Origin of the sequence: Actinomadura rubteroloni (assembly GCF_002911665.1) — a bacterium.
Classification (GTDB): domain Bacteria; phylum Actinomycetota; class Actinomycetes; order Streptosporangiales; family Streptosporangiaceae; genus Spirillospora; species Spirillospora rubteroloni.
The window spans coordinates 126,410-153,120 of sequence record NZ_MTBP01000005.1 but is presented as its reverse complement, the minus strand read 5'-3'; the positions used below and the strand labels follow the sequence as shown (position 1 = coordinate 153,120).

Here is a 26,711-nt window from a genome sequence, read left to right as displayed (position 1 = left end):
CCCGGGCTCAGGTCCGCTCGGGTGCGGGTTCGCGGGTGCCGGGGTCCTGGCAGGAGTGGTGGAGCCCGGCGGGCATGTGCCGGTGGACGCGCACGGACCTGCGGACGGTGAGGAACGCGACGGGCCCGCCGAGGGCGCAGACGGCGGCGGCGATGAGCATGGCGCGGGAGTACCCGGCGCCGAGCGGCCCGGCGGCGCCGTGGGCGCCGATCCCGGCGGCGGACGGCAGGACCGCGACGGCCAGCAGCGACGCCAGCCGCGACACGGCGTTGTTGGTGCCGGACGCGGCGCCGACGTGGTCCTCGTCCACCGACGCGAGGACGGTCGCGGTGAGCGGCGCGACGGTCGCGGCCATCCCGAGCCCGAACACCACGACGCCGGGCAGGACGCCGGTGAGGTAGGACGCGCCGGGCCGGGCCAGGGCCAGCAGCGCGACGCCGGCGCCCGCGACGAGCGGCCCGGCCGTCATGAGGGGGCGGGCGCCGGTGCGCTGCGCGAGCGCCCCGGCCCGCCCCGACAGCACCATCATGATCACCGTCATGGGGAGCGTCGCGGTCCCGGCGCGCAGCGCGGAGTACCCGAGGGAGTTCTGCAACTGCAGCGTCAGCAGGAACAGGGCGCCGCCGAGCGCGGAGTACACGGCGAGGGTGGTGAGGTTGACGCCGACGAACTGCCGGGACCGCAGCATCCCCAGCGGCAGCAGCGGGTCGCGGGAGCGGCGCTCGGCGAAGGGGAACGCGGCCAGCGCCGCGACGCCCGCCACGGCCAGGACGACGGCGGGGGCCGTCCAGCCGTGCGCGGGGATCTCGATGAGCGCGTACACGGTCCCGCCGAGCCCGGCGGTGACGGTGGCCGCGCCCGCGTAGTCCAGGCGGCCGGGGCGGGCCGAGCGGGTCTCGGGGACGCGGCGCAGCGCGGCGAGGGTGAGCGCGGCGAGCGGCACGTTGACCAGGAACACCCACCGCCACGACGCGACGTCCACCAGCCATCCCCCGGCGAACGGGCCGAGGGCGGCGGCGACGCCCGACAGCGCGGCCCAGCGGCCGACGGCGGCGCCGCGGTCGCGTTCGTCGATGATCGCGTCGATCATGGCGAGGCTGCCGGGGACCAGCAGCGCCCCGCCCGCGCCCTGCACCAGGCGCGCGGCGATGAGCGCGGCGGGGCCGGGCGCGAGCCCGCACGCCAGCGACGCGGCGGTGAACAGGACGAGCCCGGCGGTGAACACCCGGCGGTGCCCGTGCCGGTCGCCGAGGGCGCCGCCGAACAGCAGCAGGGCGCTGAGGGTGAGCAGGTAGCCGTCCAGGACCCACTGCAGGACGGTGAGGCCGCCGCCCAGGCCCCGGCCGATGGCGGGCAGCGCGACGTTGACGACCGAGCCGTCCAGGAACGCCACGCCCGAGCCGAGGACGGTGGCGGTGAGCACGCGGCGGCCCGCCGGGGACGCCAGCCGGGCGCGGCCCGGACGGTCGCCGGTCGAGGCGCCGGTCTCGGCGTCGCTTCTGCCGTCGGTCATGGTGTGAGTCCTCCGTTCTTCGGCGTGCTGCGCGGCGGGCCCGCCCAAACCGCACTTGACGAACCCCGGCCCCGCACCCGGCCGCACCCTGGCACGGGCGCGGGCGGTCACGGCGGGGCGCGGGAGCGGTTAGAGTGGAGACGGCCGGTGCGGCACCGTGTCCCCCGGGCTCTATTCACAGCCTTCGGGGAATACCGCCGGATCTTTTCCGGGCAGGAGCCTCGTTGTGCCTTTCGCCGTGAGGCGACCGTCCGCACCGGCCTCCGGACGCTACGGGCTCCGGCGAGACTTCCGTCTCGCCGGAGCCCGTTCTTTCGTTTCTCCTCAGGTTTTCCGGGCGGTGCCGGTCGGGTGCCGGCCGGCCGGACGCGGTCAGCCGAACGCGGCGAGCAGCGCGCCGGCGAGCGCCGCCGCGGCGGCCACGGCGACGATCGCGACGGCGGTGATGAGGCGGATCCGCCGCCGCCGGTCCCGGCCGAGCCTGGTCATGCGGACCGCGAGCCGCGGGTCGTCCGCGGTCAGCCGGACCTCGATCTCGGCGAGGAGCCGCCGCTCCTCCATCGACAGCGCCATGCTTCAACCTCCGGGGGACGTGGTGCCGTATTCTTCCCCCGCTTCCAAGATCATTAGCCGTGGGCGGCGGTCGCGGTCGCGGCCCGCGCGGGGGCGCTCTCGTGGTGGCCGCGGTCCAGCGCGGTGACGTAGTAGGTGTAGGTCCGGCCGGGCGCGGCGGTGGCGTCCAGGACCCCGCCGCCGCGCACCGAAGCCAGCAGCCGGTCGGGGCGGACGGGCGCGCACGCCGGCCCCGTCCCGTCCACCCGGTACACCGCGTAGGACGCGGCCGACTCCTGCGTCCGCCACTGCACCCGCACCCCCGGCCCCTCGGCGGGGACGGCCGTCACGGCGCGGACGCCGGGCGGCGCGGCGCCACCGGGCGCGGGGGGCAGCAGCGCGGGGCGCCCGTAGTGGTCGGCGCGCAGCTTGGCGGCGAACCCGGCGCGGTTGGCGGCGACGTCGGCGGCGCTGAAGAACACGTCCCCGCGGACCTGCGGGTAGCGGGCGTTGAGCGCCAGGTGCCGCGACAGCTCCCCCGCGCGCCGCCACGCGCCGCCCTCCCCGACGCGGTACGCGGCCTGCCCGATGGTGAGCTGCACGTCGGTGCCGCGCACCAGGTCCGCCCACCACTCGACCAGGGTGCGGTAGTCGGCGCGCGGGTCCCCGATCGGCCAGTAGAGCTGCGGGGTGACGTAGTCGAGCCAGCCCTCCTTCACCCAGCGGCGGGTGTCGGCGTACTGGTCGTCGTAGCTCTGCAGCGCGCTCGTCCTGGACCCGCCGGGGTCGGTGGAGGCGTTGCGCCACACCCCGAACGGGCTGATCCCGAACCGCAGCCACGGCTTGGCGCGGTGGATGCGGGCGTCCAGGTCCCGCACGAGCGCATCCACGTTCTGCCGCCGCCACGCCGCCTTCCCCGTCCCGTGCCCGTAGGCCTTGTACGCGGCCTGGTCGGGGTAGTCCTTCCCGTCCTCGGGATAGGGGTAGAAGTAGTCGTCGAAGTGGACGCCGTCGATGTCGTACTTGGCGACGACGTCCATGACCGCGCGGGTGGCCAGGTCGCGGACCTGCGGCAGCCCAGGGTCGTACCACAGGCCGTCGCCGTAGGCGTGGACCCAGTCGGGGTGCGCGCGGGCGGGGCTGGAGGGGGCGAGCTTGGAGCGGTCCGGGTCGTTGGCGACCCGGTAGGGGTTGAACCAGGCGTGGAACTCGAGGTCCCGGGCGTGGGCCTCCTTCACCATGAACCCCAGCACGTCCCAGCCCGGGTCCTTCCCGGCCGTCCCGGTGATCCACTGCGACCACGGCTCGTACGGCGAGGGGTAGAACGCGTCGCCGTCCGGGCGGATCTGCACGAACACCGTGTTGAACCGCATCGCGCGCGCGGTGTCCAGCAGTTTGCGGTACCGGTCCTGCTGGGCCTTCACCGTGCGGGCCCCCGCGGGCCAGTCCGCGCCGCCGACCGTCGTGATCCACATCGCGCGGACCTGCCGCGCCGGGCCGTCGCCGGGCGCGGGCACCGCCGGGCACTCCGCCGACGCGCCCGCCGCCGGGACCCGCGCCGCCTCGGCCGCGCCCTCCCCGCCGCCGAACCCGCACCCGCCCGCGCCGGCCAGCAGGACCGCCGCCGCCGCGCCCGCCGTGAACGCCCTGACCCCAGATCGCTTCCGTCGCCGCATAGCGAGCCATTGTCACCGACCCGGGGCCGTGCTCGCGCCGCACACCGTAAAACGATCATGGAAGGGGGCGGCGGGGAACCCCGCCCGCACGCGGGTAGGACCCCCGGCATGGCCGTGCTGCTGTCGCTGGTGGCCGCGGCGATGATCCTGGCGGGCGGGACGCTCGCGCTGCGCGCCCGCGACCGCCGCCACCTCGTCCTCGGGCTCGCCGGCGGCATCGTCCTCGGCGTCGTGTCCTTCGACCTCATCCCCGAGGCCCTGGCCGCCGGGGCGCCCGCCGTCCTGCACGTCCCCCTCCCCATGATCGCGTTCGCCGCCGGGTTCGCCGCCCTGCACGTCGCCGAGCAGCTCACCGCCGCGCACCGCGCCCACGAGGGCGAGTACGCCCCGCACCGCCACCCCGGCGCGTCCGGGCGCGTCGCCGCCGGCGCCCTCATCACCCACACCTTCCTGGACGGCCTCACCATCGGCGTCGCGCTGCGCGCACCCGGCGCCACCGGCCTGCTCGTCTGCGTCGCGATCTTCGCGCACAACTTCGCCGACGGGTTCACCACCGTCACCTTCGCGTCCCTGCGCCGCCCCGCCGCCCGGCGCCGCGCCGCGCGGTTCCTGGCCGCCGCGATGCTCGCGCCCGTCGCCGGCGCCGCCCTCGCCACCGTCATCGCCGTCCCCGGCCACGTCCTGCGCCCCTACCTCGGGTTCGTGTCCGGCGTCCTGCTCTACCTGGCCGCCGCCGACATCCTCCCCGAGGCCCACGCCGGGCACCCCCGCGCCGCCACGCTCGCCGCGACCGGCGCCGGCGTCGCCGCCGTCCTGCTCATCGTCGGCACCGCCCACGCCCACTGAACCTCACCGCAGCGTGGACAGCCCGCCGTCCACACCGATCACCTGCCCGGTGATGTACGACGCCCGCGACGACAGAAGGAACACCACCGCCTCGGCCACCTCCCACGCCGTCCCCTGCCGGCCCAGCGGGATCAGCCTCGCCGACCGCTCCCGGTCGGCGTTCCCCGCCGACGCCGACCGCCCCATCACCGTGTCGATCAGCCCCGGCGCCACCACGTTCACCCGCACCCCGCGCGGCGCGCCCTCGGCCGCCGCGTGCCGCGCCAGCCCCTCCAGCCCCGCCTTGGACGCGTCGTAGGACGGCGACCGGCTCCCCGGCTTCGCGCCCGCCAGCGACCCCGTGAACACCACCGACCCGCCCTCGCCCAGCAACGGCAGCGCCTCCCGCGCCACCAGGAACGGACCCCGCAGGTTCACCGCCAGCACCCGGTCCCAGTCCGCCACCGACGTCCCCGCCAGCCCGTACCCCGTCCCGATCCCCGCGTTCACCACCACGCCGTCCAGCCCGCCCAGGCGCAGCGCCGCGTCCGCCACCATCCGCGCCGCGTCGCCCGGATCACCGACGTCCCCCACCAGCACGTGCGCGCCGCCGCCGGTGTCGGTGATCCGCTTCGCCGTCCCCGCCGCCGCGACCTCGTCCACGTCCGCGCACGCCACCTCGGCGCCCTCCCGCGCCGCGACCACCGCGATCGCGCGGCCGTTCCCGACCGGCGCGTCCGGGTCGTCGCTGCGGCGCGTCCCCGCGCCCACCACCAGGATCCGGCGGCCCGCCAGCAGGCCCCGGTCCGCCCCGCGCCCGGCCGGCGCACCATCCGAAGGGGAGAAGTCCGACATGGACCCGCACCCTAGCCCGCCGCCCCCGCCCTGCCCAGACCCACGCGCACCCGCCCGCCGCTACCGTGGACGCCCATGCACCCGGACCCGCGCCCCCTCGTCGTCGACCGCGCCGCCGGCACCGGCGGCGAACTCGTCCTGCGCCGCACCGGGCCCCACCACGAGATCATCAGCAACGGCGTGTTCCTCATGGACACCCGCGACGGCACCTCCGAACGCCTCCTCGTCCGCGCCGCCACCGAGCACCTCACCGCACCCGCCAGTATCGTCATCGGCGGCCTCGGCGTCGGGTTCTCCCTCGCCGAGGCCGCCGCCGACCCCCGCCTCACCGCCATCACCGTCATCGAACGCGAACCCGCCGTCGCCGCCTGGCACCGCGGCCCCCTGCGCCCCGCCTCCGCCGGCGCCCTCGACGACCCCCGCGTCCGCCTCCACCTCACCGACCTCCTCGACTGGCTCGACACCGACCCCGGCACCCACGACGCCCTCTGCCTCGACATCGACAACGGACCCCACTGGACCGTCACCCCCGGCAACGCCCGCCTCTACTCCCCCGCCGGCCTGGACCGCCTCGCCCGCCGCCTCACCCCCCGCGGCGTCCTCGCCGTCTGGAGCGCCGCCGACGCCCCCGGCTTCACCGCCCTGCTGCGCACCCGCTTCGCCGACGTCGACGTCCGCACCGTCCCCGTCCCGCGCGGCGAACCCGACGTCGTCTACCTCGCCCGCACCCCCCGCGCCCACGGAAGCGCCTGACCGCACAAAACATCCGCGCCGCTTCCTGTACCCCCGCCACACCCGCCCCGGACATACCGTTCGCTAAGTTGCGAACAGGAACAAACACGTCTGGAGGGCCTCCGTGACCACCGCCGACCTCGCCGCCGCCCGCCGCCCCCGCACCGTCCTCGGCGACCTCCCGCCCGGCGCCCTCGCCCGCGACACCGCGCTCGTCCTGGCCGCCGCCGCCCTCACCGGCCTCGCCGCCCAGATCAGCGTCCCCCTCCCCGGCACCCCCGTCCCCGTCACCGGCCAGACCTTCGCCGTCCTGCTCACCGGCGCCGCCCTCGGCGGCCCCCGCGCCGCCCTCGCCATGCTCACCTACCTGCTCGCCGGAATCGCCGGACTCCCCTGGTTCGCCGACGGCCAGTCCGGCACCGACAGCCCCACCTTCGGCTACCTCCTCGGCTTCGTCGCCGCCGCCACCGCCGTCGGCGCCCTCGCCCGGCGCGGCGGCGACCGCACCCCCGCCCGCACCGCCGCGACCATGCTCGCCGGCACCGCGATCCTCTACGCCGTCGGCCTGCCCTACCTCATGGCGTCCCTGCACGTCGGCCCCGGCACCGCGCTCCACCTCGGGTTCACGCCGTTCCTCGCCGGCGACGCCCTCAAGATCGTCCTTGCGGCCGGGCTGCTCCCCGCCGCCTGGCGCCTCCTCGGCGCCCACCGCTGACGGCCGCCGGCATGCGCCGCCTGTGGCGCACGCCTCAGCACTCCCGGCCGCCCCCACCGTTTGAACGAGTTCAAAACTCCCGTACAGTGGAGATCGTGAAGCTCGCCGCGACCACCACGGACCACCTCACCGTCCACACCGCACCGGTCGCCGACCCCGGCGACCTCGTCGCCCACCTCCCCGGCCCCCAGGCCCTCGCCTGGATCCGCCACGGCCAGGGCATCATCGGCTGGGGCGAGGCCGCCCGCATCACCCTCCCCGGCGGCACCGACCGCTTCACCACCGCCGACCGCCTCCTGCGCGACCTGTTCGCCGGCGCCGACGTCCACGACCCCCTCCGCCTCCCCGGCACCGGACCCGTCGCCTTCGGCACCTTCGGCTTCACCCCCGACTCCCCCGGCACCACCCTCATCGTCCCCCGCCGCGTCCTCGGCCGCCGCGACGGCACCGCCTGGATCACCACCATCGGCGACGACCCCGGCCCCCTGGACCTCCTGCGCCCCCCCGCCCCGCCCGGCCCCCTCACCTGGACCGACGGCGCCCACACCGCCGCCACCTGGCAGGACGCCGTCGCCACCGCCGTCACCCGCATCCGCGCCGGCCACCTCGGCAAAGTCGTCCTCGCCCGCGACCTCCACGCCACCGCCACCGCCCCCATCGACCCCCGCGTCCTGCTCCGCCGCCTCGCCGACCGCTTCCCCGGCTGCTACACCTTCGCCTGCGACGGACTCGTCGGCGCCACCCCCGAACTCCTCGTCCGCCGCACCGGCGGCACCGTCGAATCCCTCGTCCTCGCCGGCACCGCCCCCGCCGGAGACCCCGACCGCGCCCGCGCCCTCCGAACCTCCGCCAAAGACCACCACGAACACGCCTACGCCATCGAAATGGTCCGCCAGGCCCTCACCCCCCTCTGCGACGACCTCCACATCCCCGCCGCACCCGAGATCCTCACCCTCCCCAACGTCCTCCACCTCGCCTCACCCGTCCGCGGCCACCTCGCCGCCCACCACTCCGTCCTCGACGTCGTCGCCGCACTCCACCCCACCCCCGCCGTCGGCGGCACCCCCACCCCCACCGCCCTCGACCTCATCGCCGACCTGGAGAACATGGACCGCGGCCGCTACGCCGCCCCCGTCGGCTGGATCGACGCACGCGGCGACGGCGAATGGGGCATCGCCCTGCGCTGCGCCGAACTCGACGGCGACCGCGCCCGCCTCTTCGCCGGCTGCGGCATCGTCGCCGACTCCCGCCCCGCCGACGAACTCGCCGAAGCCCACAACAAATTCCGCGCCATGCGCTACGCCCTCGAAGGCTGACTCGCACTACCCCGCCTGGCACCCCGGGCACCAGAACAAATTCCGGCCCCCCACCACCCGCGTCGCCACCACCGCCCCGCACACCAGGCACGGCGACCCCGCACGCCGGTACACGTACACCTCACCACCATGATCATCCACACGCGGCGGACGCCCCATCGCCTCCGGCATGTGCTCCGCCCGCACCGTGTCGATCCGCCCCGTCCGCACCCCCTCCCGCATCAACACCACCAAGTCCTCCCACAACGCCGACCACCGCTCCCACCCCAGCTCCCGCCCCGGAACCTCCGGACACACCCCCTGCCGGAACAGCACCTCCGCCCGGTAGATGTTCCCCGGCCCCGCCACCACCGACTGATCCATCAACAACGCCGCCACCGGCACCCGGCTCCGCGCCACCCGCGCGAACGCCTCCCGCGCGTCCCCGTCCGCCCGCAACGGATCCGGACCCAGCCGATCCCGCAACCGCTTCACCTCACCCGGCTCCAGCAGCTCGCACACGTTCGGCCCGCGCAGATCCGCGAACCCCGCCGCCCCCGCCAACCGCAACCGCACCGCCCCCACCGGCTCCGGCGCCGGCACCGCCCCGAACCCGTACGTCCCATAAATCCCCAGATGAACGTGCAACACCCGCTCACCCTCGAACCCCACCAGCAAATGCTTCCCGTGCGCCTCCGCACCCACCAGCACCCGGCCGTCGATCCACGCCGCCCCCGCCGCGAACCGCCCCTGCGGACTCCCCGCCACCACCGGACCACCACCGAAAACCCGGCGATGCTCCGCGGCGAGACGATGAACAGTGTGACCCTCAGGCATAACCCGCAACCCTAAGCCCCGCCGGCCCGCTACCCCTCCGCGCCCACCGACCGCAGATGCCCGAGCGCGATCCGGTACGACTCCAACGCCCCCGCCTCCGTGTACGGCAGGCCCTCCCGCGCACAATGCTCCCGCACCAACGGCTGCAACCGCCGCAGATTCGGCCGCGCCGCACTCGGGAACAGATGATGCTCGATCTGGTAGTTCAACCCCCCGAACACATAATCCGCCACCCGGCCGCCCCGCACATTCCGCGACGTCAGCACCTGCCGCCGCAGATGATCCCACCGGTCACCCTCCCCCGGCATCTCCATCCCCTTGTGGTTGTGCGCGAACGACGCCCCCAGATGCAACCCGAACAACGCCTGGTGCACCGCCACCAGCGCCACCGCCTGCGCCACCGGCAGCAACCCGAACACCAACCCCGCATACGCCGCCAGATGCGCCACCAGCAGCGCACCCTCCACCCACCGCTGCCTGCGCGGACGGCCCCGCAAGAACAACGCGCTCCCCACCTTCAGGTTCACGCCCTCCAGCAACAGCAGCGGGAAGAACAACCCCGCCTGATGCCGCACCAGCCAACCGCCCGCACCACGCCGCCCCGACGCCTGACCCCGCGTCCACGCCAGCACGCCCTCGCCCACATCCGGATCCTTCCCCACATGATTCGGATTCGCATGGTGACGATTGTGCTTATCCGTCCACCACCCGTGCCCCATCCCCACCATCAAATTCCCGAACACCAACCCCAGAAAACGATTCACCCGAGGCGACCGCGCGATCTGCCGATGCCCCGCGTCATGCCCCAGAAAAGCCGTCCGCGCCGACACCACCGCCAACGGGACACCGAGCGCCACCGCACCCCACGCCGCCCCGCCCCCCGCCGCCCCCAGCAACCCCACACCCGTCCACAACCCCACCGTCCCCGCCACGTTCAGCCCCACCGACCGCACGTAATAACCACGCCGCCGCTCCAGCAGCCCCGCCGCCCGCACCCGCCGCACCAACGGACCGAACGACCCGCCCACCCGCTCCGGCGTCCCATCCAGAACAACCGTCATGAAACCCTCCCACGTCCATGAAACCGACACCACGAACCTAGGGCACCACCCCCGAAAGCACGCCCCCCGCCAGAGCCAACCCCCGACCACCCCTCAAGTACCGGGTCCACGCAACCCACCGCCTGACCCGCCAACCCCACCCTCAGTAAAAGACCGGCATGTTTCGCCCGATACAGTTACAAGACATGAACCAAAGCACGCGGTGGATTCCCCTGGACGGCGCCGTCAACGTGCGAGACCTCGGCGGACTCCCGACCGCCGACGGCCGGACCACCCGGCGCGGCCGGGTCCTGCGCTCGGACAACCTCCAGGACCTCACGGTCGCCGACGTCCGCCTCCTCCTGGACGACTACGGCCTGAAGAACGTCATCGACCTGCGCAGCGACACCGAAGTACGCCTCGAAGGCCCCGGACCCCTCGCCCGGACCCCCTCCGTCACCCTCCACCACCTCTCCCTCTTCGCCGAAGGCGGCCGCAACACCGACGTCGCCGCCGACACCGTCGACCTCGACCGCGTCCTCCCCTGGCAGCACCGCGACGACCACGGCGGCCCCGAACAGGACCGCTCGATCGCCCACTACCTCGGCTACCTCGACGACCGCGCCGACAACATCGTCGCCGCCCTGCGCGTCATGACCCGCGCCGACGGCTCGGCCATCGTCCACTGCGCCGCCGGCAAGGACCGCACCGGCGTCGTGTGCGCGTTCGCGCTGGAGGCCGTCGGCGTCCACCGCGAGGCCGTCGTCGCCGACTACGTCGCGACCGGCGACCGCCTCGACCGGATCCTCGGCCGGCTCCGCGGCTCCACCACCTACGCCGCCGACCTGGACTCCCGCCCGTCCGACACCCACCGGCCGCACGCGGAGATCATGGAGAAGTTCCTCGCCCGCGTGGACGAGAGCTTCGGCGGCCCGCTCGGCTGGCTCGCCCGCAACGGCTGGACCGACGAGGACACTGCCGCGCTCGTCGATCGTCTGGTGGGTTCCTGAAATTGACGGCTGAAACGCCGGGCACCTTTACATTGTAAGTTCACGTCGGGCAACGGAGCCCGGCGCCGCCCGGTCCCGCCGCGCTCAGGCCAGCAGCTCCCGCACGGCCCCCTGCGCCGCCGACCGCAACTCCGCGTGCAGGTCCGCGTTCACCGCCCGGTCCGTCCGCGCCTCGATGATCCGCAAGCCCTCCCCCGCCACCAGCTTCGGCAGGTCCGCCGCCGCCTCCAGCCGCCGGTACGGGACGCGGTGCGCCGCCGCGACCGCCTCCAGGTCCACGTCGTGCGGCGTCCCGAAGACCCGCTCGAACGGGTCGGGCACCGCCGCCTGCGGCAGCAGCGAGAAGATCCCCCCGCCCCGGTTGTTCACGACGACCAGCGCCAGATCCGGACGCCGCTCCCCCGCGCCGGCCAGCAGCCCGTTCTGGTCGTGCAGGAACGCCAGGTCCCCCAGCAGCGCGTAGGACCGTCCGCCGTGCGCCAGCGCCGCTCCCATCGCCGACGACACCAGCCCGTCGATCCCGCTCGCCCCCCGGTTCGCCATGATCCGGACGCCGCGCCGGGGCCGCATCACCTGGTCCAGGTCCCGGATCGGCATGCTCGCCGACGTGAACAGCAGCGCCCCGCCCGGCAGCGACGCCACCAGGTCCCGCGCCAGGCGCGGCTCGCTGACCTCCGGGACGGCGTCCAGCACCCGGTCGATCGCGGCGGCGGCGGCCAGGTCGGCGGCCCGCCACGACCGCAGCCACGCGTCGTCGCCCGACACCACCGGGATCTCCACGTCCTGCGCGACCTGCGTCGCCGACCGCACCGGGTCCGGCCACCGCGCCAGGTCCGGCGCGAGCACGATGTGCTCCTCGGCCCGCCGCAGCAGCGCCAGCAGCGGCCGCGACAGCCCCGGCTTCCCGAGCGTCACGACCACCTCGGGCCGGTGCCGCTCCACGAACTCCGGGACGCCCAGCAGGAAATGGTGCGCCGACAGCGCGTGGTCGCCGTAGCGGGCGTTGCCCGACGGCTCCGACAGCACCGGCCACCCCGCCATCGACGCCGCCGCCACGTACCGCTTGACGTTCACCGCGCCGTCCCCGACCACGAGGATCCCGCGCCGCGTCGGCGGCACGTGCAGCACCGACCCCGGCGTCGCCGCCCGGACCCGCGTCCACGCGCCCGTCGCGTCGCCGTCCAGCGGCTCGCACCACGTGTCGTCGCCGTCGGGGACGAGCGGCTCCCGGAACGCCGCGTTCAGGTGCACAGGACCCGGCGACGGCGCCTGCGCCAGCCCGTACGCGCGGCTGGCCAGCGACCGCCAGTACGACACCATCCCCGGCCGGTTCTCCGGCACACCGATCTCCGCGCTCCACCGCACGGCCGTCCCGTACAGCTTCACCTGGTCGATCGTCTGGTTCGCGCCCGTCGCCCGCAGCTCCGGCGGACGGTCGGCGGTGACGACCAGCAGCGGCACACCCGCCTCGTGCGCCTCGATGACCGCCGGATGGAAGTTCGCCGCCGCCGTCCCCGACGTGCACACCAGCACCACCGGACGGCCCGACCGGCGCGCCAGCCCGAGCCCGAGGAACGACGCCGACCGCTCGTCGATCCGCACGTGCAGCCGGACCCGCCCCGCGCTCTCGGCCTCGTGCAGCGCCAGCGCCAGCGCCGCCGACCGCGAACCGGGCGCGAGGACCGCGTCGGTCATCCCGCACCGCAGCAGCTCGTCCACCAGGACGGTCGCCAGGGCCGTGGCCGGGTTCACCGCGACGGCTCCGCGCCGGGCAGATGACGCCCGGCCGAGCGCGCCCGCTCCGCCCAGCGCTCCGCCGCGTCCCCGCCCGGCTCGTGGCGGGCGAGCGCGGCCGGGTCCACGTCCGGACGCCGCACCGGCAGCACGCCGTCCACCGGGACCAGCGGCGCGTCCACCACGTCGCCCTCCAGCAGCGACAGCGTCGCGAGCCCGCACGCGAACGGCAGCTCCGGCAGCGCCGCCGCGAGCGCCACCCCCGCCGCCAGGCCCACCGACGTCTCCACCGCGCTCGACACCACGACCGGCAGCCCCACCGCCTCGGCGACGCGCAGCGCCGCCCGCACCCCGCCGAGCGGCTGCACCTTCAAGACCACGATGTCGGCCGCGCCCGCCGCGCGGACCTTCAGCGGGTCCTCGGCGCGGCGCACCGACTCGTCGGCGGCGATCGGGACGTCCACGCGCAGCCGGACGCGCTTCAGGTCGTCCAGCGTCGGGCACGGCTGCTCGGCGTACTCCAGCTCGAACCGGTCCAGCGAGCGGATCATCGCGGCGGCCTGGTCGACGTCCCAGCCGCCGTTGGCGTCCACCCGGATCCGCCCGTCCGGCCCGAGGGCGTCGCGGACGGCCTCCACCCGCGCCATGTCGTCGGCGCCGGACTGCCCCGGCTCGGCGACCTTCACCTTCGCGGTGCGGCAGCCGGACTCCTTGGCCAGCGCGAACGCCCGCTCCGGCCCGACCGCCGGGATCGTCGCGTTCACCGGGACGCCGTCGCGGACCGGCGCGGGCCACCCCTCGTGCGCGGCCTCCCGCGCGGCGGCCAGCCAGCGCGCCGCCTCGGCCGGGCCGTACTCGGCGAACGGGGAGAACTCACCCCATCCCGCTGGGCCGTGCAGGAGCGCCCCGTCCCGCCGCGTGATGCCGCGGAACCGCGTCCGCATCGGGATGGAGTAGACCCGCACGCGCTCGCCCCCTGCCCTCGTGCCGTCCGGAAAAAGATCGGGAAATCCTAGTAGTACCACGGGAAACGCGACCAATCGGGTGCGCGCTTCTCCAGGAAGGAGTCCCGTCCCTCGGCCGCCTCGTCGGTGCCGTAGGCGAGCCGCGTCGTCTCCCCCGCGAACACCTGCTGCCCGACCAGACCGTCGTCGATCATGTTGAACGCGAACTTCAGCATCCGCTGCGCCGTCGGACTCTTGCCGTTGATCTTCCGCGCCCACTCCAGCGCCGTGCGCTCCAGCTCGGCGTGCGGGACGACCGCGTTCACCATCCCCATCCGGTGCGCCGCGTCGGCGTCGTAGGTGTCGCCGAGGAAGAAGATCTCCCGCGCGAACTTCTGCCCGACCTGCCGCGCCAGGTACGCCGACCCGAACCCGCCGTCGAAGCTCGCCACGTCCGCGTCGGTCTGCTTGAACCGGGCGTGCTCACGGCTGGCCAGCGTCAGGTCCGCCACGACGTGCAGACTGTGCCCGCCGCCCGCCGCCCACCCCGGCACCACGCAGATCACGACCTTGCCCATGAACCGGATCAGCCGCTGCACCTCCAGGATGTGCAGCCGCCCCGCCCGCGCCGGGTCGATCGTCTCCGACGTCTCGCCCTCGGCGTACTTGTAGCCGTCCTTGCCCCGGATCCGCTGGTCCCCGCCCGAGCAGAACGCCCAGCCGCCGTCCTTGGGCGACGGCCCGTTCCCCGTCAGCAGCACGCACCCGATGTCGCTGGACATCCGCGCGTGGTCCAGCGCCCGGTACAGCTCGTCGACGGTGTGGGGACGGAACGCGTTGCGGACCTCGGGGCGGTCGAACGCGATCCGGACCGTCCCGTGCTCGACCGACCGGTGGTAGGTGATGTCGGTGAACCCGAACCCCTCCACCTCCTTCCACGCGGACGGGTCGAACAGCTCCGAGACCATGAGTTCCCCTTCCCTGCCGCGGCGCCGTCGCCGCCCGGCCGTGGCCCATTATTCAACCGGGCCGGAAGATGAACGCGTTCAGCGGGGTGGCCGCTCCCCGCCGCGCGCCCCGTACTAGCGTGACGCCCCATGGACCGCCCGCTCCACGCCGTCGCCCTGCCGCCCGGCCCCCGCCTGCTCACCGCCCTCGCGGCGGCCCTGGACGGCACCGGACCCGCGATCCTCCCCCTCCCCCCGGACCTGCCCGCCCCCGCCCGCACCGCCCTCCTGGACGCCGCCGCCCCGCACGCCGTCACCACCGAGGACGGCACCACCACGCGGCCCGGCGGCGTCCCCGTCGACCCCGGCACGGCCGTCCTCATCGCCACCTCCGGCAGCACCGGCACGCCCAAGGCCGTCGAACTGTCCGCCGCCGCCCTCCGCCACTCCGCCGCCGCCACCCTCGACCGCGTCGGCGCCGCCCCCGGCGACCGCTGGCTCTGCTGCCTCCCCACCAGCCACATCGCCGGGCTCCAGGTCCTCGTCCGGTCCCTCCTGGCCGGCACCGACCCCGAGATCCACCCCCGCTTCGACCCCGCCGCCGTCGCCGCCTCCCCCGCCGCGCACGTCTCCCTCGTCCCCACCCAGCTCCGCCGCCTCCTGGACGCCGGCGCCGACCTCGCCCGCTTCGCCACCATCCTGCTCGGCGGCGCCGCCGCCGACCCCGCCCTCCTCGACCGCGCCCGCGCCCGCGGCGCCCGCGTCCGCACCACCTACGGCATGAGCGAGACCTGCGGCGGCTGCGCCTACGACGGCGTCCCCCTCGACGGCGTCCGCGTCGCCGTCGGCCCCGGCGACCGCGTCCGCGTCGCCGGACCCGTCCTGTTCACCGGCTACCGGCTCCGCCCCGACCTCACCGCCGCCGCCCGCGACGGCGACTGGTACGTCACCCAGGACCTCGGCGTCCTGGAGGACGGACGGTTCCGCGTCCGGGGCCGCGCCGACGACGTCATCAACACCGGCGGCGAGAAGGTCGTCGCCGGCGAGGTCGCCGCCGTCCTCGCCCGCCACCCCGCCGTCGCCGACGTCGCCGTCGTCGGCCGCCCCGACCCCGAATGGGGCGAGCGCGTCACCGCCGTCGTCGTCCCCGCCGGCCCCCCGCCGTCCCTGGACGAGCTGCGCGACTGGGTCCGCGCCGACCTGCCCGCCCCCGCCGCGCCCCGCGCGCTCGACCTCGTCGCCGAGATCCCGCTGCTCCCGTCCGGCAAGCCCGACCGCGCCCTCCTGCGCCGCCCCCCGGAGTAGGACCCCGGCGGCGGGGAACGAGCCGCACCATGACGCAGCCCGCCCGCGACCAGGGACACGAGAGCACCCTGACGGTCTTCCTGGCGCTCGCCGCCAACCTCGGCATCGCCATCGCCAAGATCGCCGCCGCCGTGCTCACCGGCTCGGCGTCGATGGGCGCCGAGGCCGCCCACTCCGTCGCCGACACCTTCAACGAGGTCCTCCTGCTCGTCGGCCTGCGCCGCAGCGGACGCCCCGCCGACCGCCGCCACCCCTTCGGGCACGGCAAGGAGCGCTACATCTGGACCCTGCTCGTCGCCGTCGCGATCTTCGGCATGGGCGCCCTGTTCGCCTTCTACCAGGGCGTCGAGACGATCATCGCCGGGCACGGGGGGACCGATCCGCGCGTCGGCTACGCCGTCCTCGCCGTCTCGTTCGTCCTGGAGGGGATCTCCTGGCGGCAGGCCGTCCGGCAGGTCCGCGCCGACGCCCGCGCCGAGGGCCTGCCCTTCCTGGCCTACCTGCGGCGCACCGACGAGCCGACCTCGCTCAGCGTCCTGCTGGAGGACTCGGCGGCCCTCACCGGCCTGCTGCTGGCGTTCGGGGGCCTCGGCCTCCACCAGCTCACCGGCGCGGCCGTCTGGGACGGCGTCGGCTCCGTCCTCATCGGCGTGCTGCTCACCGCCGTCGCCCTCGCGCTCGGCCGCGTGAACCTCAACCTGCTCATCGGCGTCCAGGCCGACCCCCGGCTCGTCGGCGGCGTCCGCGACCGGCTGGCCGCCGCGCCCGAGATCGACTGGCTGGTCGACCTCGTGACGATGACGGTCGGCGCCGACCGCGTCCTCGTCTGCGCCCGGCTGGACTTCCGCGACGGGCTGACGTCCGGGGACGTGGAGCGGACGTGCGTGCGCCTGGCCCGCGAGCTGCAGGACGCCCATCCGGAGATCGACGAGGTGTTCCTGGAGCCCGTCCCGCGCGACGATCCGGACCTGCGTGCACGCGTTGTGGCCCGCTATGGGCATGCGCTCGGCCAGCGCCCGAGCGCGAGCTGACCCGCCCGTGACCTTTACATAGTAAGGCAAGGTCCGGACCCCCGGACGGGCGCCGCCGGGAACAACGGGACCTCTGTCCGACGTTCCCGTTATTGCGCGCGTCACGAGAGAAAACGTCTCCGCCGCACCCATCACGACCGAAGGGAGGGGGCGCCACCATGCCGCGATCCGCCGCCGAGACCCCGCTCACGGAGCCGCCGGGTCCCGCCCTGGACGACCTCATCGAGCGAGGCCGCGCGCAGGGCCGTCTCGCCCTGGACGAGGTCCGCCGCGCCTTCGCCGCCGCCGGGGTCAGCCCCGCCCGCGGCCGCTCCATCCTGCGCGGGCTCGCCGACGCCGGAATCCGCATGACCGAGGGCGACGAGGACGGAGCGGCGCCCGGCGCCGCCGACGGCGCCCGCAAGCCCCCCGCCCGCAAGCGGCGCGTCAGCCGCGCCGCCGCCGCGACCACCGGCACGACCGCCAAGGACGCCGTCATGGCCGCCCCCGCCGCTCCCCCCGTCCCGGCCGCCGGCGACGCCGACACCGAGCCGTTCGAGGTCACCGAGGTCGAGGTCGAGCCCGCCCCCGACCTGGACGACACCACCACGGTGATGGGCGACTCCGTCCACACCTACCTCAAGGCCATCGGCCGCCGCCAGCTCCTCACCGCCGAGCAGGAGGTCGAGCTGGCCAAGCGCATCGAGGCCGGCCTGTACGCGGAGTACAAGCTGGAGAGCGGGGACGTCCCCGACGACCTGCGCGCCGACCTGGAGTGGGTCGTCGCCGACGGGCAGCGCGCCAAGGCGCACATGCTGGAGGCGAACCTGCGGCTCGTCGTGTCGGTCGCGAAGAAGTACTCCGACCGGGGCCTGTCGCTGCTGGACGTCGTCCAGGAGGGCAACCTCGGGCTCATCCGCGCGGTCGAGAAGTTCGACTACTCCAAGGGCTACAAGTTCTCCACCTACGCGATGTGGTGGATCCGGCAGGCGATCCAGCGCGGGTTCGCCGACTCGGCGCGGACGATCCGGCTGCCCGTCCACGTCCTGGAGCTGCTGAGCAAGGTCAGCCGGGTCGAGCGGGACATGCACCAGCGGCTCGGCCGCGAGCCCACGCCCGAGGAGATGGCCGTCGAGCTGGACCGCAGCCCCGAGCAGATCCGCGAGCTGCTGCGCACCAGCCGCCAGCCGATCAGCCTGGACTCCACGATCGGCGAGGACGGCGAGACCCGCATCGGCGACCTCATCGAGGACACCGACAGCCCCGAGGCCGCCGACCTGGTCGACCGCCAGCTCATGGCCGACCAGCTCCGCCGCACGCTGGACGTCCTGTCCCCGCGCGAGGCCAAGATCATGGCTATGCGGTTCGGGCTGTACGACGGGACGCCCCGCACACTGGACGAGATCGGCAAGGCTCTCGGCCTGACGCGCGAGCGGATCCGGCAGCTCGAGAAGGAGTCGCTGTCCAAGCTGCGGCACCCGAGCAACGCCCGTCCCCTGCTCGACTTCGCCGTCTAGCCCGGTCCCCCGGCGGCCGGCGCCCCGCGCGTCAGTCGCCGTGGCGGAACTCCACGATCGCGACGCCCATCATCGCCAGGCCCATCGCGGCGACGATGACGATCTCCAGCCAGATCGGGACGTGCCACCCGTTCCACGTCACGCCGGGGTTGAACCGGGCGCGCAGCGCCGCGTCGGTGTGCAGGTACCGGAAGACGATGTGCCGCATCGGGTCGACGGCGTAGGTGAGCGGGTTGAACCGCGTCAGGACGCCGAGCCAGGCCGGCAGCCCGTTCAGGGGGTACAGAGCGCCCGACAGGAACATCATGGGCATCAGCGCCATCTGGTTCAGCGCGAAGAACGCCTGCAGCGTGGTGATGCGCGCGGCCAGCATGACGCCGAACCCGGTGAGCGCGAACGCGCACAGGAACATCATCCCGAGCATCTCCAGCAGGAGCACCGGGTGGTACGGGACGTGCGCGAGCCCGGCCAGCGCGAGGATCACCACGCCCTGGAGCGTCGCGACGAGCGCCCCGCCGACGCACTTGCCGATCACGATCGACGCCCGGCTGATCGGCGCGACGAGCATCTCGCGCAGGAACCCGAACTCGCGGTCCCACACGATGGACGCGGCGGAGAACATCGCCGTGAACATCACCGACATCGCGCAGACGCCGGGGAAGATGAACGTCCGCAGGTCGACGGTGCCGCCGGCGGCGGTCGTCCCGCCGCGCACCAGCTCCGACAGCCCGGTGCCCATGACCAGCAGCCACAGCACCGGCTGGACGAGCCCCGACACCATCCGCATCCGGTCCCGCCAGAAGCGGATCAGCTCCCGGTGCAGGACGATCTTGATCGCGCGCAGGTCGTGCCGCACGCTCCGCCCGGGCACCCGGACGCGCACCACGTCCGGAGCGGACTGGGTTCCCATGCCGGTCATCTCCCCCGCATCCTCATCCGCAGCGCGTCGTTGGCGCCGCCCTGCTCGGCGTCGCGGATCGACGTCCCGGTGAACTTCATGAACACGTCGTCCAGCGACGGCCGCGCCACGCTCACCGCGCTGATCGGCACGCCCAGCTCCGCGAACAGGCGCGGCACGAACTCCCCGCCGGACGCGACGCTGAACGTCACCTGCCCGTCGGCGACCACGGCGTCCAGCCCGAACCGCTCTTTCAGCGCCGCGACGGCCGCGTCGTCGTCGGACGTGCGGATCCGGACGCGGTCCGCGCCGACGCCCGCCTTCAGCGCCTCGGGCGTGTCGAGCGCCACGATCCGCCCCGAGTCCATGATCGCGATGCGGTCGCAGTACTCGGCCTCGTCCATGTAGTGGGTGGTCATGAAGATCGTGACGTCCTCGGCGTCCCGCAGCCGCCGGATGTAGTCCCAGATGGACGCGCGGGTCTGCGGGTCCAGGCCGACGGTCGGCTCGTCCAGGAACAGCACGCGCGGCGCGTGCAGCAGCCCGCGCGCGATCTCCAGCCGCCGCCGCATCCCGCCGGAGAACGTCCGGACGAGGTCGGCGCGGCGGTCCCACAGCGCGACCATCTCCAGCACCTGCCGGATCCGGTCGGCGGTGCGGTTGCGCGGGACGCCGTACAGCTCGGCGTGGAAGCGCAGGTTCTGCTCGGCGCTGAGGTAGCCGTCGACGGTCGGGTCCTGGAAGACCAGGCCGATGTTGCGGCGGACGTCGTCGCGTCCGGTCACCACGTCGTGCCCCGCGACGCGCGCCGCCCCGCCCGACGGGCGCAGCAGCGTGCAGAGCATGTTGATCGTCGTGGACTTGCCCGCGCCGTTCGGGCCGAGGAAGCCGAACACCTCCCCCTGGGCGACCCGCAGGTCGATGCCCGCGACGGCCGTCACGTCCCCGAACGTCTTCACCAGTCCGTCGGCCTCGACGGCCGGTTCTCCTGCCCGCATCCGGCCTCCCTCGCGGTTCGTCCGTGGGCCGCGCCTACCGTAGGCTTGTCCCATCTCTCCGGTCAAGAGAGAAATGTCGCCCCGACCCCGAGGACGATCCGATGGACAAGCGCGAGGCCCCGCCCGACACGTTCCTGGCGATGCCGACGTATCTGACCGTGGAGCTGGTCCGGCTGATCCGCCGCGAGGCGGGCGGCGGGACGTCCCGGCCCGGACGGGGCAGGGGCGGCGTCGTGCGCTGGCCGCATGTGATCGTCCTGGCGTGCCTGGCCGACGAGGGCGCGCTCGCGCAGCGGGAGATCAGCGACCGGGTGCGCACCGACCCGGCCGACCTGGTGGGGATCCTGGACGATCTGGAGGGCGCGGGCTACGCCGTCCGGCGCCGCGACCCGGCCGACCGCCGCCGCTACGCCGTCGAGATCACCGAGGAGGGGCGCCGCTTCCTGCGCGCCGACCTGGAGCGGCTGCGCGAGCGCGACGCGCGCCTGTTCGCGGCGCTGACGCCCGCCGAGACCGAGCAGTTCCGCGCGCTCGTCCGCAAAGTCCTCGCCCACCACGACCCCCGGTTCGCGGACGCGGCGCAGGGCGGAAGCGCGGTCCCCTGACCGGGGGCCGGACGAGAGGTCAGGGGACCGGCACCGCCGAGCCCGCGCTCAGGCGGGCCTGGTCGTAGCGCCGCAGCAGCAGCCGCGCCACGGCGTCGTGCGCGCCGAGCGGCGCGGTGACCGCGTCCGCGCCGGACGCGGCCATGCGGTCGTGGAAGAACCCGGGCGCGAGCACGTAGGACGCCGCGAGGACGCGTTCGGCGCCGGCTGCGCGCAGGTCGGCGACCACGTCGGCGAGCGACGGGCCGCCCGCCGCGACGAACCCGGTCGCCACCGGGCGCCGCAGCCGGCGCGACAGCAGCCGCGCCGCCGCCTCGACGTCCGCGACGCCGACCGGGTCCGACGAGCCCGCCGCGGCCAGGACCACCGCGTCCCCGCGCCGCGGCTCGCCCAGCGCGCGGAGCCGGGCGGCGAGCGCGTCGGCGAGCAGCGGGTCGGGGCCGAGCGGACGGCCCGGCAGCGCGTCCGGGCGCAGCCGCTCCACCCGGCCCGGGATGTCGATCAGCGCGTGGTAGCCGCGCGCCAGCAGCAGCGGGACCGGCACGACCGGCCGGTCCCCGGCGGCGCGCAGGGCGTCCTCCAGCCGGGGCTCGGCGATCTCGGCGTAGGCCTCGGCGACCGGGACCCACGGCCGCAGCGCCCGGACCCGGCGCAGCAGTTCCCGCACGGCCGCGACGCCCGCGGCGCTGCGGGTGCCGTGCGCGACCGCCAGCAGGACCGGGGCGCCGTCACGCACCGCCGAACTCCGCCCCGACCGGTTCGGCCAGCCGCGGGTCGCACGCGAGCCGGTAGCCGCGCTTCACGACCGTCTCCACGATCCCCGAGCGGCCGAGGCCGCGCCGCAGCCGCGCCACCGCCATCTCGACGGCGTGCTCGTCGGCCTGCGGCCGGGTGTCGCGCGACCACGGCGCGCCGCTCATCACCAGCCGGCTCGGCAGGACGCCGGTCAGCTCGGCCCGCGACACCACGTGCCCGGGACGTCGTGCGAGCGCCCGCAGGATCGCCATCGGCGCGGGCGCGATCGGGCGGAGCTGGCCGTCCAGGACGACCGCGTGCCCGCGCAGCTCCAGCGACGTGCCGCGCACCTGCAGCCGCCGCGACCGGTGCCGCGGCAGCTCCGACACGAGCGCCCGCACGAGCGCGCCGATGCGGGGCCGCTCGGGCTGGACGGTCGGGACGCCCCGCTCGGTCAGCGCCTGCGCGGTGACCGGGCCGACGCACGCGGCGACGACGTTGGTGCGCAGGGTCTCCAGCAGCGCGTCCTCCAGGCCGTCCTCGGCCGCGACGGCGAGCGTCGCGGCGACGGCCGGGGCGCTGGTGAACGTGATCGCGTCCACCGTGCCCGCGACGGCCTGCCCGACCAGCCGCCGCAGCGGCGTGGAGTCGTCGGTGCGCGACCAGCGGTACACCGGCAGCTCGATCACCTCGGCGCCCGCCGCGCGCAGCCCGCCGGTGAACTCCGGGAGCTGCTCGCCGTAGAGCTGCACGGCGACGCGGCGGCCCGCCAGGTCCTGCTCCAGCAGGTGCTTCAGCACCTCGGCGCAGCTCTCCGAGGACGGCGACCAGCGCTCGGTCAGCCCGGCCGAGCGGATCGCGCCGCGCGCCTTCGGGCCGCGCGCCAGCACGCTCACCCCGGCGAGCCGGTCCAGCAGCCCGTCGCGCAGGCCCCAGCCGTCGGCGGCCTCCAGCCAGGCGCGGAACCCGATCGCGGTGGTCACGACGAGGTGGTCGAACGGGCGGGAGACGCACTCGCGGGTGGCCTCCAGCAGCTCGACGTCGTCGGCCAGCGGGATCAGGCGGATCGCCGGGGCGTGGACGACGCGCGCGCCCCGGCGCTCCAGCAGCGTGGCCAGCTCCTCGTGGCGGCGCGCCGCGGTCACCCCGACGGCGAATCCGGCGAGCGGTTCATTCTCGGTGCTCATCGCTCAACCCCACCTCCACGCGGTCGCCCGTCGCCGAGCGGCGGATCGGGAAGGTCGGCAGGGCGACGTCCGGGTCGTCCAGGCAGCCGCCCGTGCGGAGGTCGAAGACCTGCTTGTACATCGGCGACGCGACGGTCGGCGCGCCCGCGCGGGTGCCGAGGATGCCGCGCGAGATGACGTGCGCGCCGCTGAACGGGTCCAGGTTGGCCAAGGCGTACAGGTCGCCCTCGAACGTGCGGAACACCGCCACCTGGACGCCGTCGATGATGGCGCACGCGCCGCGCTCGGGGAGCAGGTCGTCGTAGGCGCACACGTCGATCCACCGGGCGCCGGGCGGCGCCTCCAGGCCGATCGTCGATTCGGTGGTCATGGTCATCGGGCGGCAACCTCCAGGCGGGGGCCGGCCACCAGGACCGGCTTGATCTGGTCGCGTTCGGACTCGAAGACGATGCTGGGGTCGGGCGTCTCGGGGGCGTTCACGAAGGAGACGAACCGGCCGAGCTTCTCGGGGTCCTCCAGGGTGTCGCGCCACTCGTCGGAGTAGGCGGCGACGTGCCGCTCCATCGCGGCGTCCAGCTCGGCGCAGATGCCGAGCCGGTCCTCCACGATGACCTCGCGGAGGTAGTCGATGCCGCCGTCCAGGCTCTCCAGCCAGGTCGCGGTGCGCTGGAGGCGGTCGGCGGTGCGGATGTAGAACATGAGGAACCGGTCGATGTACCGGACGAGCTCCTCGTCGGTGAGATCGCTGCCGAACAGGTCCGCGTGCCGGGGCCGCATCCCGCCGTTCCCGGCGAGGTAGAGGTTCCAGCCCTTCTCGGTCGCGATGATCCCGAAGTCCTTGCCCTGCGCCTCCGCGCACTCGCGGGCGCAGCCTGAAACGGCCGACTTGAGCTTGTGCGGGGACCGCAGGCCCCGGTAGCGCAGCTCCAGCCGGATCGCCATCGCCACCGAGTCCTGGACGCCGTAGCGGCACCAGGTCGACCCGACGCACGACTTCACCGTCCGCAGCGACTTGCCGTAGGCGTGCCCGGACTCGAACCCCGCCTCCACCAGCCGCCGCCAGATCTCGGGGAGCTGCTCGACGCGGGCGCCGAACAGGTCGATCCGCTGCCCGCCGGTGATCTTGGTGTAGAGGCCGAAGTCGCGGGCGACCTCGCCGATGACGATCAGCCGCTCCGGCGTGATCTCCCCGCCCGGGATGCGCGGCACCACCGAGTACGTGCCGTTCTTCTGGATGTTGGCGAGGAAGTGGTCGTTGGTGTCCTGCAGCGCCGCCTGCTCGCCCTCCAGGATGTGCCCGTTGCCGAGGCTGGCGAGGATCGACGCGACGACCGGCTTGCAGATGTCGCAGCCCCGGCCCCGCCCGTGCTCCTCGATGAGCCGGGTGAACGTCGTGATGCCCCGCACCCGGACGATGTCGAACAGCTCGGCGCGGCTGTGGTCGAAGTGCTCGCACAGCGCCTTGCTGACCTCGATGCCCGCGGCGGTCAGCTCCGCGTCCAGCAGCTTCTTGACCAGCGGGACGCAGCTCCCGCAGGTGGTGCCGGCGCGGGTGCAGGTTTTCACGGCGGCGACGTCGGTCAGGCTCTCGTCGCGGACCGCCGTCCGGATCGTGCCGGCGCAGACGTTGTTGCAGCTACAGATGACGGTCGCGTCGGGCAGGTCGCCGTCGGCCGCCTCGACGTCCCCGAACAGCGCCTGCTCGGGCGTGCCGGGCAGCGTGCCGCCGATCCGGGCCCGCAGCGTCGGGTAGGCCGACGCGTCGCCGACCAGGACGCCGCCGAGCAGCGTCTTGGCGTCGTCGCTGACGATCAGCCGCTTGTAGACGCCCGCGACCGGGTCGGTGTAGGTGACGCCGAGCGCGCCGTCCTTCGCGTCGGCGAACGGGTCGCCGAAGCTCGCGACGTCCACGCCCATCAGCTTGAGCTTGGTGGACAGGTCCGCGCCCTCGAACCGGGCGGCGCTCGTGCGGCCGGACGCGCGGGCCAGCAGCGCGTCCGCGGCGACCTCGGCCATGCTGAAGCACGGCGCGACGAGCCCGTAGACCTGGCCGCCGACCAGGGCGCACTCCCCGACGGCGTAGATCGCCTCGTCGGCGGTGCGGCACGTCTCGTCCACCACGATCCCGCCGCGCTCGCCGACCGGCAGGCCGCAGGCCCGCGCCAGCTCGTCGCGCGGCCGGATGCCCGCGGAGAACACCACGACGGCGGCGTCGATCGCCGAGCCGTCGGCCAGGTCCACCCGGGCGACGCGGCCGTCGCGTCCGGCCAGGCCCTTCATCGGCGTCCCGGCGTGCACCGCCATGCCGAGGCCCTCGATGTGGCGGCGCAGCATGGCGCCGCCGCCCTCGTCGAGCTGGCGCGGCATCAGCCACGGCGCGACCTCGACCACGTGGGTGTCCATCCCGAGGCCCTGCAGCGCCCGCGCCGCCTCCAGCCCGAGCAGCCCGCCGCCGACCACGACACCGCCCGCCCCGGCGCCCGCCGCCGTGCAGGCGTCGCGGATCGCGTCCAGGTCGTCGATGGTGCGGTAGGCGAAGACGCCCGGCAGCTCGCGGCCCTCGACCGGCGGCACGAACGGCGACGACCCGGTGGCCAGCACCAGCGCGTCGTAGGCGAGCGCCCGGCCGGACGCGGTCCGCACGGTCCGCGCCGCCCGGTCGATCTCGGCGACCGGGTCGCCGGTGATCACCTCGACCTCCGTGCCGTGCGCCGGGTAACCGAGATCGGCGTCCTCGGTCAGATAGGAGGTCAGCGCCACCCGGTCGTAGGCTGTGCGCGTCTCCTCCCCCAGCACCGTGATCCGCAGCGAACCCTCGGAATCCCGTTCCCGCAGCGCCTCCACCAGGCGGTGGCCCGTCGGCCCGTGACCGGCTACCACCACATGCATGAGCGCGTCCCCTCCGTCGTCCATGGGGCGATCCTCAGCAGAGGCCGTTTCGTGATTGCGTCCCCTTTGTCACCGGCGTGTTAAAAGCCGCTCACTCTGAAACCGATTCGTGGTCATAACGCAATCGGATCCATGCGAATTAACGAACTTTTTTCGCGATCCGGAAATCCGGCGCCGCTTGGCGGGAACGCCGGGAGCCCTTGCGGGCCGGGCGGTCCCGCCGCCGCGCCGCCCGTCTTGACGATCACGTGTCAAGCGTTGTCCGCCGCCGTCGTGGCCCATTCGCCGCCGCCCGCCGCGACCGCCGCACGGATCGCAGGGCGCCCGCGCCCCCGCACGGGCGAACCGGCCACGTCCCGCCGCGACCCGCCTCCGCCCGGGGGCCGCCGCGTCTAGCCTCGTCCCATGCCGGACCTCGCGTACCTCGCCTCGCTGCCCCGGACCCGCGGCGCCGCCGCGGCGCTGCTCCTCGACGACCTCGGCCGGGTGCTGCTCGTCAAACCGACCTACAAGAACGGCTGGTTCCTGCCGGGCGGCGTCATCGAGGAGGGCGAGTCACCGCTGCGCGCGTGCGTCCGCGAGTGCGAGGAGGAGCTCGGGCTCGTCCCCCGGCTCGGCGGCCTGGTCTGCGTGGACTGGGGGTCGCCGCACGACGGCGTGGACGCCGTCAACGTCTTCGTGTTCGGCGGCACGATCACCGCCGAGGAGGTCGGGCGGCTGCGGCTGCCCCCCGACGAACTGTCCGACTACACGCTCGCCGCGCCGGACAAGATCCCCGACCTCGCCCCGCCGCACATCGCGCGCCGCATGGTGCCGAGCCTGCGCGCTCTCGGCGAGGGCCGCGCCGTCTACCTGGAGGACGGACGCGAACCGGCCCCGTCCCGCTGAGGGA

At 74.8% G+C, this 26,711-nt stretch carries 25 protein-coding genes; 10 read left to right on the top strand and 15 right to left on the bottom strand.

Annotation, left to right across the window (positions count from 1 at the left end; genetic code table 11):
- Positions 1-7: 7 nt before the first annotated feature.
- From BTM25_RS27365 to BTM25_RS27355, 3 genes are all read right to left on the bottom strand, one after another.
- On the bottom strand, positions 8-1,513 hold the full coding sequence (locus tag BTM25_RS27365) for an MFS transporter (RefSeq protein WP_103566267.1): 1,506 nt from the start codon (positions 1,511-1,513) through the stop codon (positions 8-10).
- 372 nt (positions 1,514-1,885) lie between these two features.
- Positions 1,886-2,086 (bottom strand): DUF3040 domain-containing protein, encoded by a 201-nt coding sequence (locus BTM25_RS27360; RefSeq protein WP_103566264.1) that lies wholly within the window; start codon positions 2,084-2,086, stop codon positions 1,886-1,888.
- 53 nt (positions 2,087-2,139) lie between these two features.
- A complete protein-coding gene (locus BTM25_RS27355; RefSeq protein WP_103566262.1) occupies positions 2,140-3,741 on the bottom strand; it encodes a glycoside hydrolase family 10 protein in 1,602 nt (533 codons plus the stop codon).
- Between the two features lie 108 nt (positions 3,742-3,849).
- Here BTM25_RS27355 and BTM25_RS27350 point away from each other — a divergent pair, with 108 nt between their 5' ends.
- On the top strand, positions 3,850-4,587 hold the full coding sequence (locus tag BTM25_RS27350) for a ZIP family metal transporter (RefSeq protein ID WP_103566258.1): 738 nt from the start codon (positions 3,850-3,852) through the stop codon (positions 4,585-4,587).
- A gap of 3 nt (positions 4,588-4,590) precedes the next feature.
- On the opposite strand, the gene BTM25_RS27345 is transcribed toward BTM25_RS27350, so the two are convergent.
- Positions 4,591-5,421 carry an SDR family NAD(P)-dependent oxidoreductase gene (locus BTM25_RS27345; RefSeq protein ID WP_103566255.1) on the bottom strand — a complete coding sequence of 277 codons (831 nt, stop codon included), beginning with the start codon at positions 5,419-5,421 and terminating at the stop codon, positions 4,591-4,593.
- A 75-nt stretch (positions 5,422-5,496) separates the two neighbouring features.
- On the opposite strand from BTM25_RS27345, the gene BTM25_RS27340 reads away from it, so the two are divergent.
- The 3 genes from BTM25_RS27340 to BTM25_RS27330 all read left to right on the top strand — a co-directional run bounded on the left by BTM25_RS27340 (position 5,497) and on the right by BTM25_RS27330 (position 8,184).
- The gene (locus BTM25_RS27340; RefSeq protein WP_103566254.1) at positions 5,497-6,174 is read left to right on the top strand and encodes a spermidine synthase family protein; all 678 of its coding nucleotides are present in this window, start codon (positions 5,497-5,499) and stop codon (positions 6,172-6,174) included.
- A gap of 103 nt (positions 6,175-6,277) precedes the next feature.
- Entirely contained in the window at positions 6,278-6,868 is a 591-nt protein-coding gene (locus tag BTM25_RS27335; protein WP_103566251.1) for a biotin transporter BioY, read from the top strand.
- 95 nt (positions 6,869-6,963) lie between these two features.
- Positions 6,964-8,184: an isochorismate synthase gene (locus tag BTM25_RS27330; RefSeq protein WP_205648300.1), complete on the top strand. Its 1,221-nt coding sequence runs from the start codon at positions 6,964-6,966 to the stop codon at positions 8,182-8,184.
- A 6-nt stretch (positions 8,185-8,190) separates the two neighbouring features.
- Here the strand turns inward: BTM25_RS27330 and BTM25_RS27325 are convergent, their stop codons facing one another.
- Together BTM25_RS27325 and BTM25_RS27320 are read right to left on the bottom strand one after the other, a co-directional pair.
- The gene (locus tag BTM25_RS27325; protein WP_103566246.1) at positions 8,191-9,000 is read right to left on the bottom strand and encodes an Fpg/Nei family DNA glycosylase; all 810 of its coding nucleotides are present in this window, start codon (positions 8,998-9,000) and stop codon (positions 8,191-8,193) included.
- 29 nt (positions 9,001-9,029) lie between these two features.
- Positions 9,030-10,061, bottom strand: coding sequence for a fatty acid desaturase family protein (locus BTM25_RS27320; protein ID WP_103566244.1), 1,032 nt, complete (start codon positions 10,059-10,061; stop codon positions 9,030-9,032).
- A gap of 185 nt (positions 10,062-10,246) precedes the next feature.
- On the opposite strand from BTM25_RS27320, the gene BTM25_RS27315 reads away from it, so the two are divergent.
- Complete coding sequence (locus BTM25_RS27315; protein WP_103566241.1) at positions 10,247-11,050, top strand: tyrosine-protein phosphatase; 804 nt, start codon at positions 10,247-10,249, stop codon at positions 11,048-11,050.
- 84 nt (positions 11,051-11,134) lie between these two features.
- Here the strand turns inward: BTM25_RS27315 and menD are convergent, their stop codons facing one another.
- From menD to BTM25_RS27300, 3 genes are read right to left on the bottom strand one after another with little or no spacing between them, the layout of a single operon-like run.
- Positions 11,135-12,802: a 2-succinyl-5-enolpyruvyl-6-hydroxy-3-cyclohexene-1-carboxylic-acid synthase gene (gene menD, locus BTM25_RS27310; protein ID WP_103566238.1), complete on the bottom strand. Its 1,668-nt coding sequence runs from the start codon at positions 12,800-12,802 to the stop codon at positions 11,135-11,137.
- Positions 12,799-13,749, bottom strand: a complete 951-nt coding sequence (locus BTM25_RS27305; protein ID WP_103566236.1) for an o-succinylbenzoate synthase — start codon at positions 13,747-13,749, stop codon at positions 12,799-12,801. Before BTM25_RS27305 ends, menD begins: the two co-directional genes overlap by 4 nt.
- A 47-nt stretch (positions 13,750-13,796) precedes the next feature.
- A complete protein-coding gene (locus BTM25_RS27300) occupies positions 13,797-14,696 on the bottom strand; it encodes a 1,4-dihydroxy-2-naphthoyl-CoA synthase (protein ID WP_103566234.1) in 900 nt (299 codons plus the stop codon).
- 129 nt (positions 14,697-14,825) lie between these two features.
- Between BTM25_RS27300 and BTM25_RS27295 the strand changes: the two genes are divergently transcribed.
- The 3 genes from BTM25_RS27295 (at position 14,826) to BTM25_RS27285 (ending at position 18,507) form a co-directional block, all read left to right on the top strand.
- The gene (locus tag BTM25_RS27295) at positions 14,826-15,980 is read left to right on the top strand and encodes an AMP-binding protein (RefSeq protein ID WP_103566232.1); all 1,155 of its coding nucleotides are present in this window, start codon (positions 14,826-14,828) and stop codon (positions 15,978-15,980) included.
- Positions 15,981-16,009: 29 nt separating this feature from the next.
- A complete protein-coding gene (locus tag BTM25_RS27290; RefSeq protein WP_103566229.1) occupies positions 16,010-17,011 on the top strand; it encodes a cation diffusion facilitator family transporter in 1,002 nt (333 codons plus the stop codon).
- Between the two features lie 158 nt (positions 17,012-17,169).
- On the top strand, positions 17,170-18,507 hold the full coding sequence (locus BTM25_RS27285) for an RNA polymerase sigma factor (protein ID WP_103566227.1): 1,338 nt from the start codon (positions 17,170-17,172) through the stop codon (positions 18,505-18,507).
- A 31-nt stretch (positions 18,508-18,538) separates the two neighbouring features.
- On the opposite strand, the gene BTM25_RS27280 is transcribed toward BTM25_RS27285, so the two are convergent.
- The gene (locus BTM25_RS27280) at positions 18,539-19,426 is read right to left on the bottom strand and encodes an ABC transporter permease (RefSeq protein ID WP_235828725.1); all 888 of its coding nucleotides are present in this window, start codon (positions 19,424-19,426) and stop codon (positions 18,539-18,541) included.
- Entirely contained in the window at positions 19,423-20,403 is a 981-nt protein-coding gene (locus BTM25_RS27275; RefSeq protein WP_103566224.1) for an ATP-binding cassette domain-containing protein, read from the bottom strand. Before BTM25_RS27275 ends, BTM25_RS27280 begins: the two co-directional genes overlap by 4 nt.
- Before the next feature lie 101 nt (positions 20,404-20,504).
- Between BTM25_RS27275 and BTM25_RS27270 the strand changes: the two genes are divergently transcribed.
- A complete protein-coding gene (locus BTM25_RS27270; protein WP_103566222.1) occupies positions 20,505-21,008 on the top strand; it encodes a MarR family winged helix-turn-helix transcriptional regulator in 504 nt (167 codons plus the stop codon).
- A gap of 19 nt (positions 21,009-21,027) precedes the next feature.
- Here the strand turns inward: BTM25_RS27270 and BTM25_RS27265 are convergent, their stop codons facing one another.
- The 4 genes from BTM25_RS27265 to nirB are packed head-to-tail and all read right to left on the bottom strand — an operon-like array spanning position 21,028 to position 25,843.
- Positions 21,028-21,744 (bottom strand): sirohydrochlorin chelatase, encoded by a 717-nt coding sequence (locus BTM25_RS27265; RefSeq protein ID WP_103566220.1) that lies wholly within the window; start codon positions 21,742-21,744, stop codon positions 21,028-21,030.
- Positions 21,737-22,930, bottom strand: coding sequence for a uroporphyrinogen-III synthase (locus BTM25_RS27260; RefSeq protein WP_103566218.1), 1,194 nt, complete (start codon positions 22,928-22,930; stop codon positions 21,737-21,739). The genes BTM25_RS27265 and BTM25_RS27260 overlap by 8 nt, the downstream gene beginning before the upstream one ends.
- The gene (nirD, locus tag BTM25_RS27255) at positions 22,914-23,306 is read right to left on the bottom strand and encodes a nitrite reductase small subunit NirD (RefSeq protein ID WP_103566215.1); all 393 of its coding nucleotides are present in this window, start codon (positions 23,304-23,306) and stop codon (positions 22,914-22,916) included. Before nirD ends, BTM25_RS27260 begins: the two co-directional genes overlap by 17 nt.
- The gene (gene nirB, locus BTM25_RS27250; protein ID WP_103566214.1) at positions 23,303-25,843 is read right to left on the bottom strand and encodes a nitrite reductase large subunit NirB; all 2,541 of its coding nucleotides are present in this window, start codon (positions 25,841-25,843) and stop codon (positions 23,303-23,305) included. Before nirB ends, nirD begins: the two co-directional genes overlap by 4 nt.
- A gap of 381 nt (positions 25,844-26,224) precedes the next feature.
- Between nirB and BTM25_RS27245 the strand changes: the two genes are divergently transcribed.
- Positions 26,225-26,707, top strand: coding sequence for an NUDIX domain-containing protein (locus BTM25_RS27245; protein WP_103566211.1), 483 nt, complete (start codon positions 26,225-26,227; stop codon positions 26,705-26,707).
- Positions 26,708-26,711 lie beyond the last annotated feature (4 nt).

What these genes read in the sequence shown, in the direction of transcription:
- BTM25_RS27285 (WP_103566227.1), top strand. Translation starts at nt 17,170, where the DNA reads ATGCCGCGATCCGCCGCCGAGACCCCGCTCACGGAGCCGCCGGGTCCC.
- BTM25_RS27360 (WP_103566264.1), bottom strand. Translation starts at nt 2,086, where the DNA reads ATGGCGCTGTCGATGGAGGAGCGGCGGCTCCTCGCCGAGATCGAGGTC.
- BTM25_RS27365 (WP_103566267.1), bottom strand. Translation starts at nt 1,513, where the DNA reads ATGACCGACGGCAGAAGCGACGCCGAGACCGGCGCCTCGACCGGCGAC.
- BTM25_RS27350 (WP_103566258.1), top strand. Translation starts at nt 3,850, where the DNA reads ATGGCCGTGCTGCTGTCGCTGGTGGCCGCGGCGATGATCCTGGCGGGC.
- BTM25_RS27300 (WP_103566234.1), bottom strand. Translation starts at nt 14,696, where the DNA reads ATGGTCTCGGAGCTGTTCGACCCGTCCGCGTGGAAGGAGGTGGAGGGG.
- BTM25_RS27270 (WP_103566222.1), top strand. Translation starts at nt 20,505, where the DNA reads ATGGACAAGCGCGAGGCCCCGCCCGACACGTTCCTGGCGATGCCGACG.
- BTM25_RS27355 (WP_103566262.1), bottom strand. Translation starts at nt 3,741, where the DNA reads ATGCGGCGACGGAAGCGATCTGGGGTCAGGGCGTTCACGGCGGGCGCG.
- BTM25_RS27275 (WP_103566224.1), bottom strand. Translation starts at nt 20,403, where the DNA reads ATGCGGGCAGGAGAACCGGCCGTCGAGGCCGACGGACTGGTGAAGACG.
- BTM25_RS27315 (WP_103566241.1), top strand. Translation starts at nt 10,247, where the DNA reads ATGAACCAAAGCACGCGGTGGATTCCCCTGGACGGCGCCGTCAACGTG.
- BTM25_RS27345 (WP_103566255.1), bottom strand. Translation starts at nt 5,421, where the DNA reads ATGTCGGACTTCTCCCCTTCGGATGGTGCGCCGGCCGGGCGCGGGGCG.
- BTM25_RS27280 (WP_235828725.1), bottom strand. Translation starts at nt 19,426, where the DNA reads ATGACCGGCATGGGAACCCAGTCCGCTCCGGACGTGGTGCGCGTCCGG.
- nirD (WP_103566215.1), bottom strand. Translation starts at nt 23,306, where the DNA reads ATGACCATGACCACCGAATCGACGATCGGCCTGGAGGCGCCGCCCGGC.
- BTM25_RS27260 (WP_103566218.1), bottom strand. Translation starts at nt 22,930, where the DNA reads ATGAGCACCGAGAATGAACCGCTCGCCGGATTCGCCGTCGGGGTGACC.
- BTM25_RS27295 (WP_103566232.1), top strand. Translation starts at nt 14,826, where the DNA reads ATGGACCGCCCGCTCCACGCCGTCGCCCTGCCGCCCGGCCCCCGCCTG.
- BTM25_RS27325 (WP_103566246.1), bottom strand. Translation starts at nt 9,000, where the DNA reads ATGCCTGAGGGTCACACTGTTCATCGTCTCGCCGCGGAGCATCGCCGG.
- BTM25_RS27290 (WP_103566229.1), top strand. Translation starts at nt 16,010, where the DNA reads ATGACGCAGCCCGCCCGCGACCAGGGACACGAGAGCACCCTGACGGTC.
- nirB (WP_103566214.1), bottom strand. Translation starts at nt 25,843, where the DNA reads ATGGACGACGGAGGGGACGCGCTCATGCATGTGGTGGTAGCCGGTCAC.
- BTM25_RS27320 (WP_103566244.1), bottom strand. Translation starts at nt 10,061, where the DNA reads ATGACGGTTGTTCTGGATGGGACGCCGGAGCGGGTGGGCGGGTCGTTC.
- BTM25_RS27245 (WP_103566211.1), top strand. Translation starts at nt 26,225, where the DNA reads ATGCCGGACCTCGCGTACCTCGCCTCGCTGCCCCGGACCCGCGGCGCC.
- BTM25_RS27340 (WP_103566254.1), top strand. Translation starts at nt 5,497, where the DNA reads ATGCACCCGGACCCGCGCCCCCTCGTCGTCGACCGCGCCGCCGGCACC.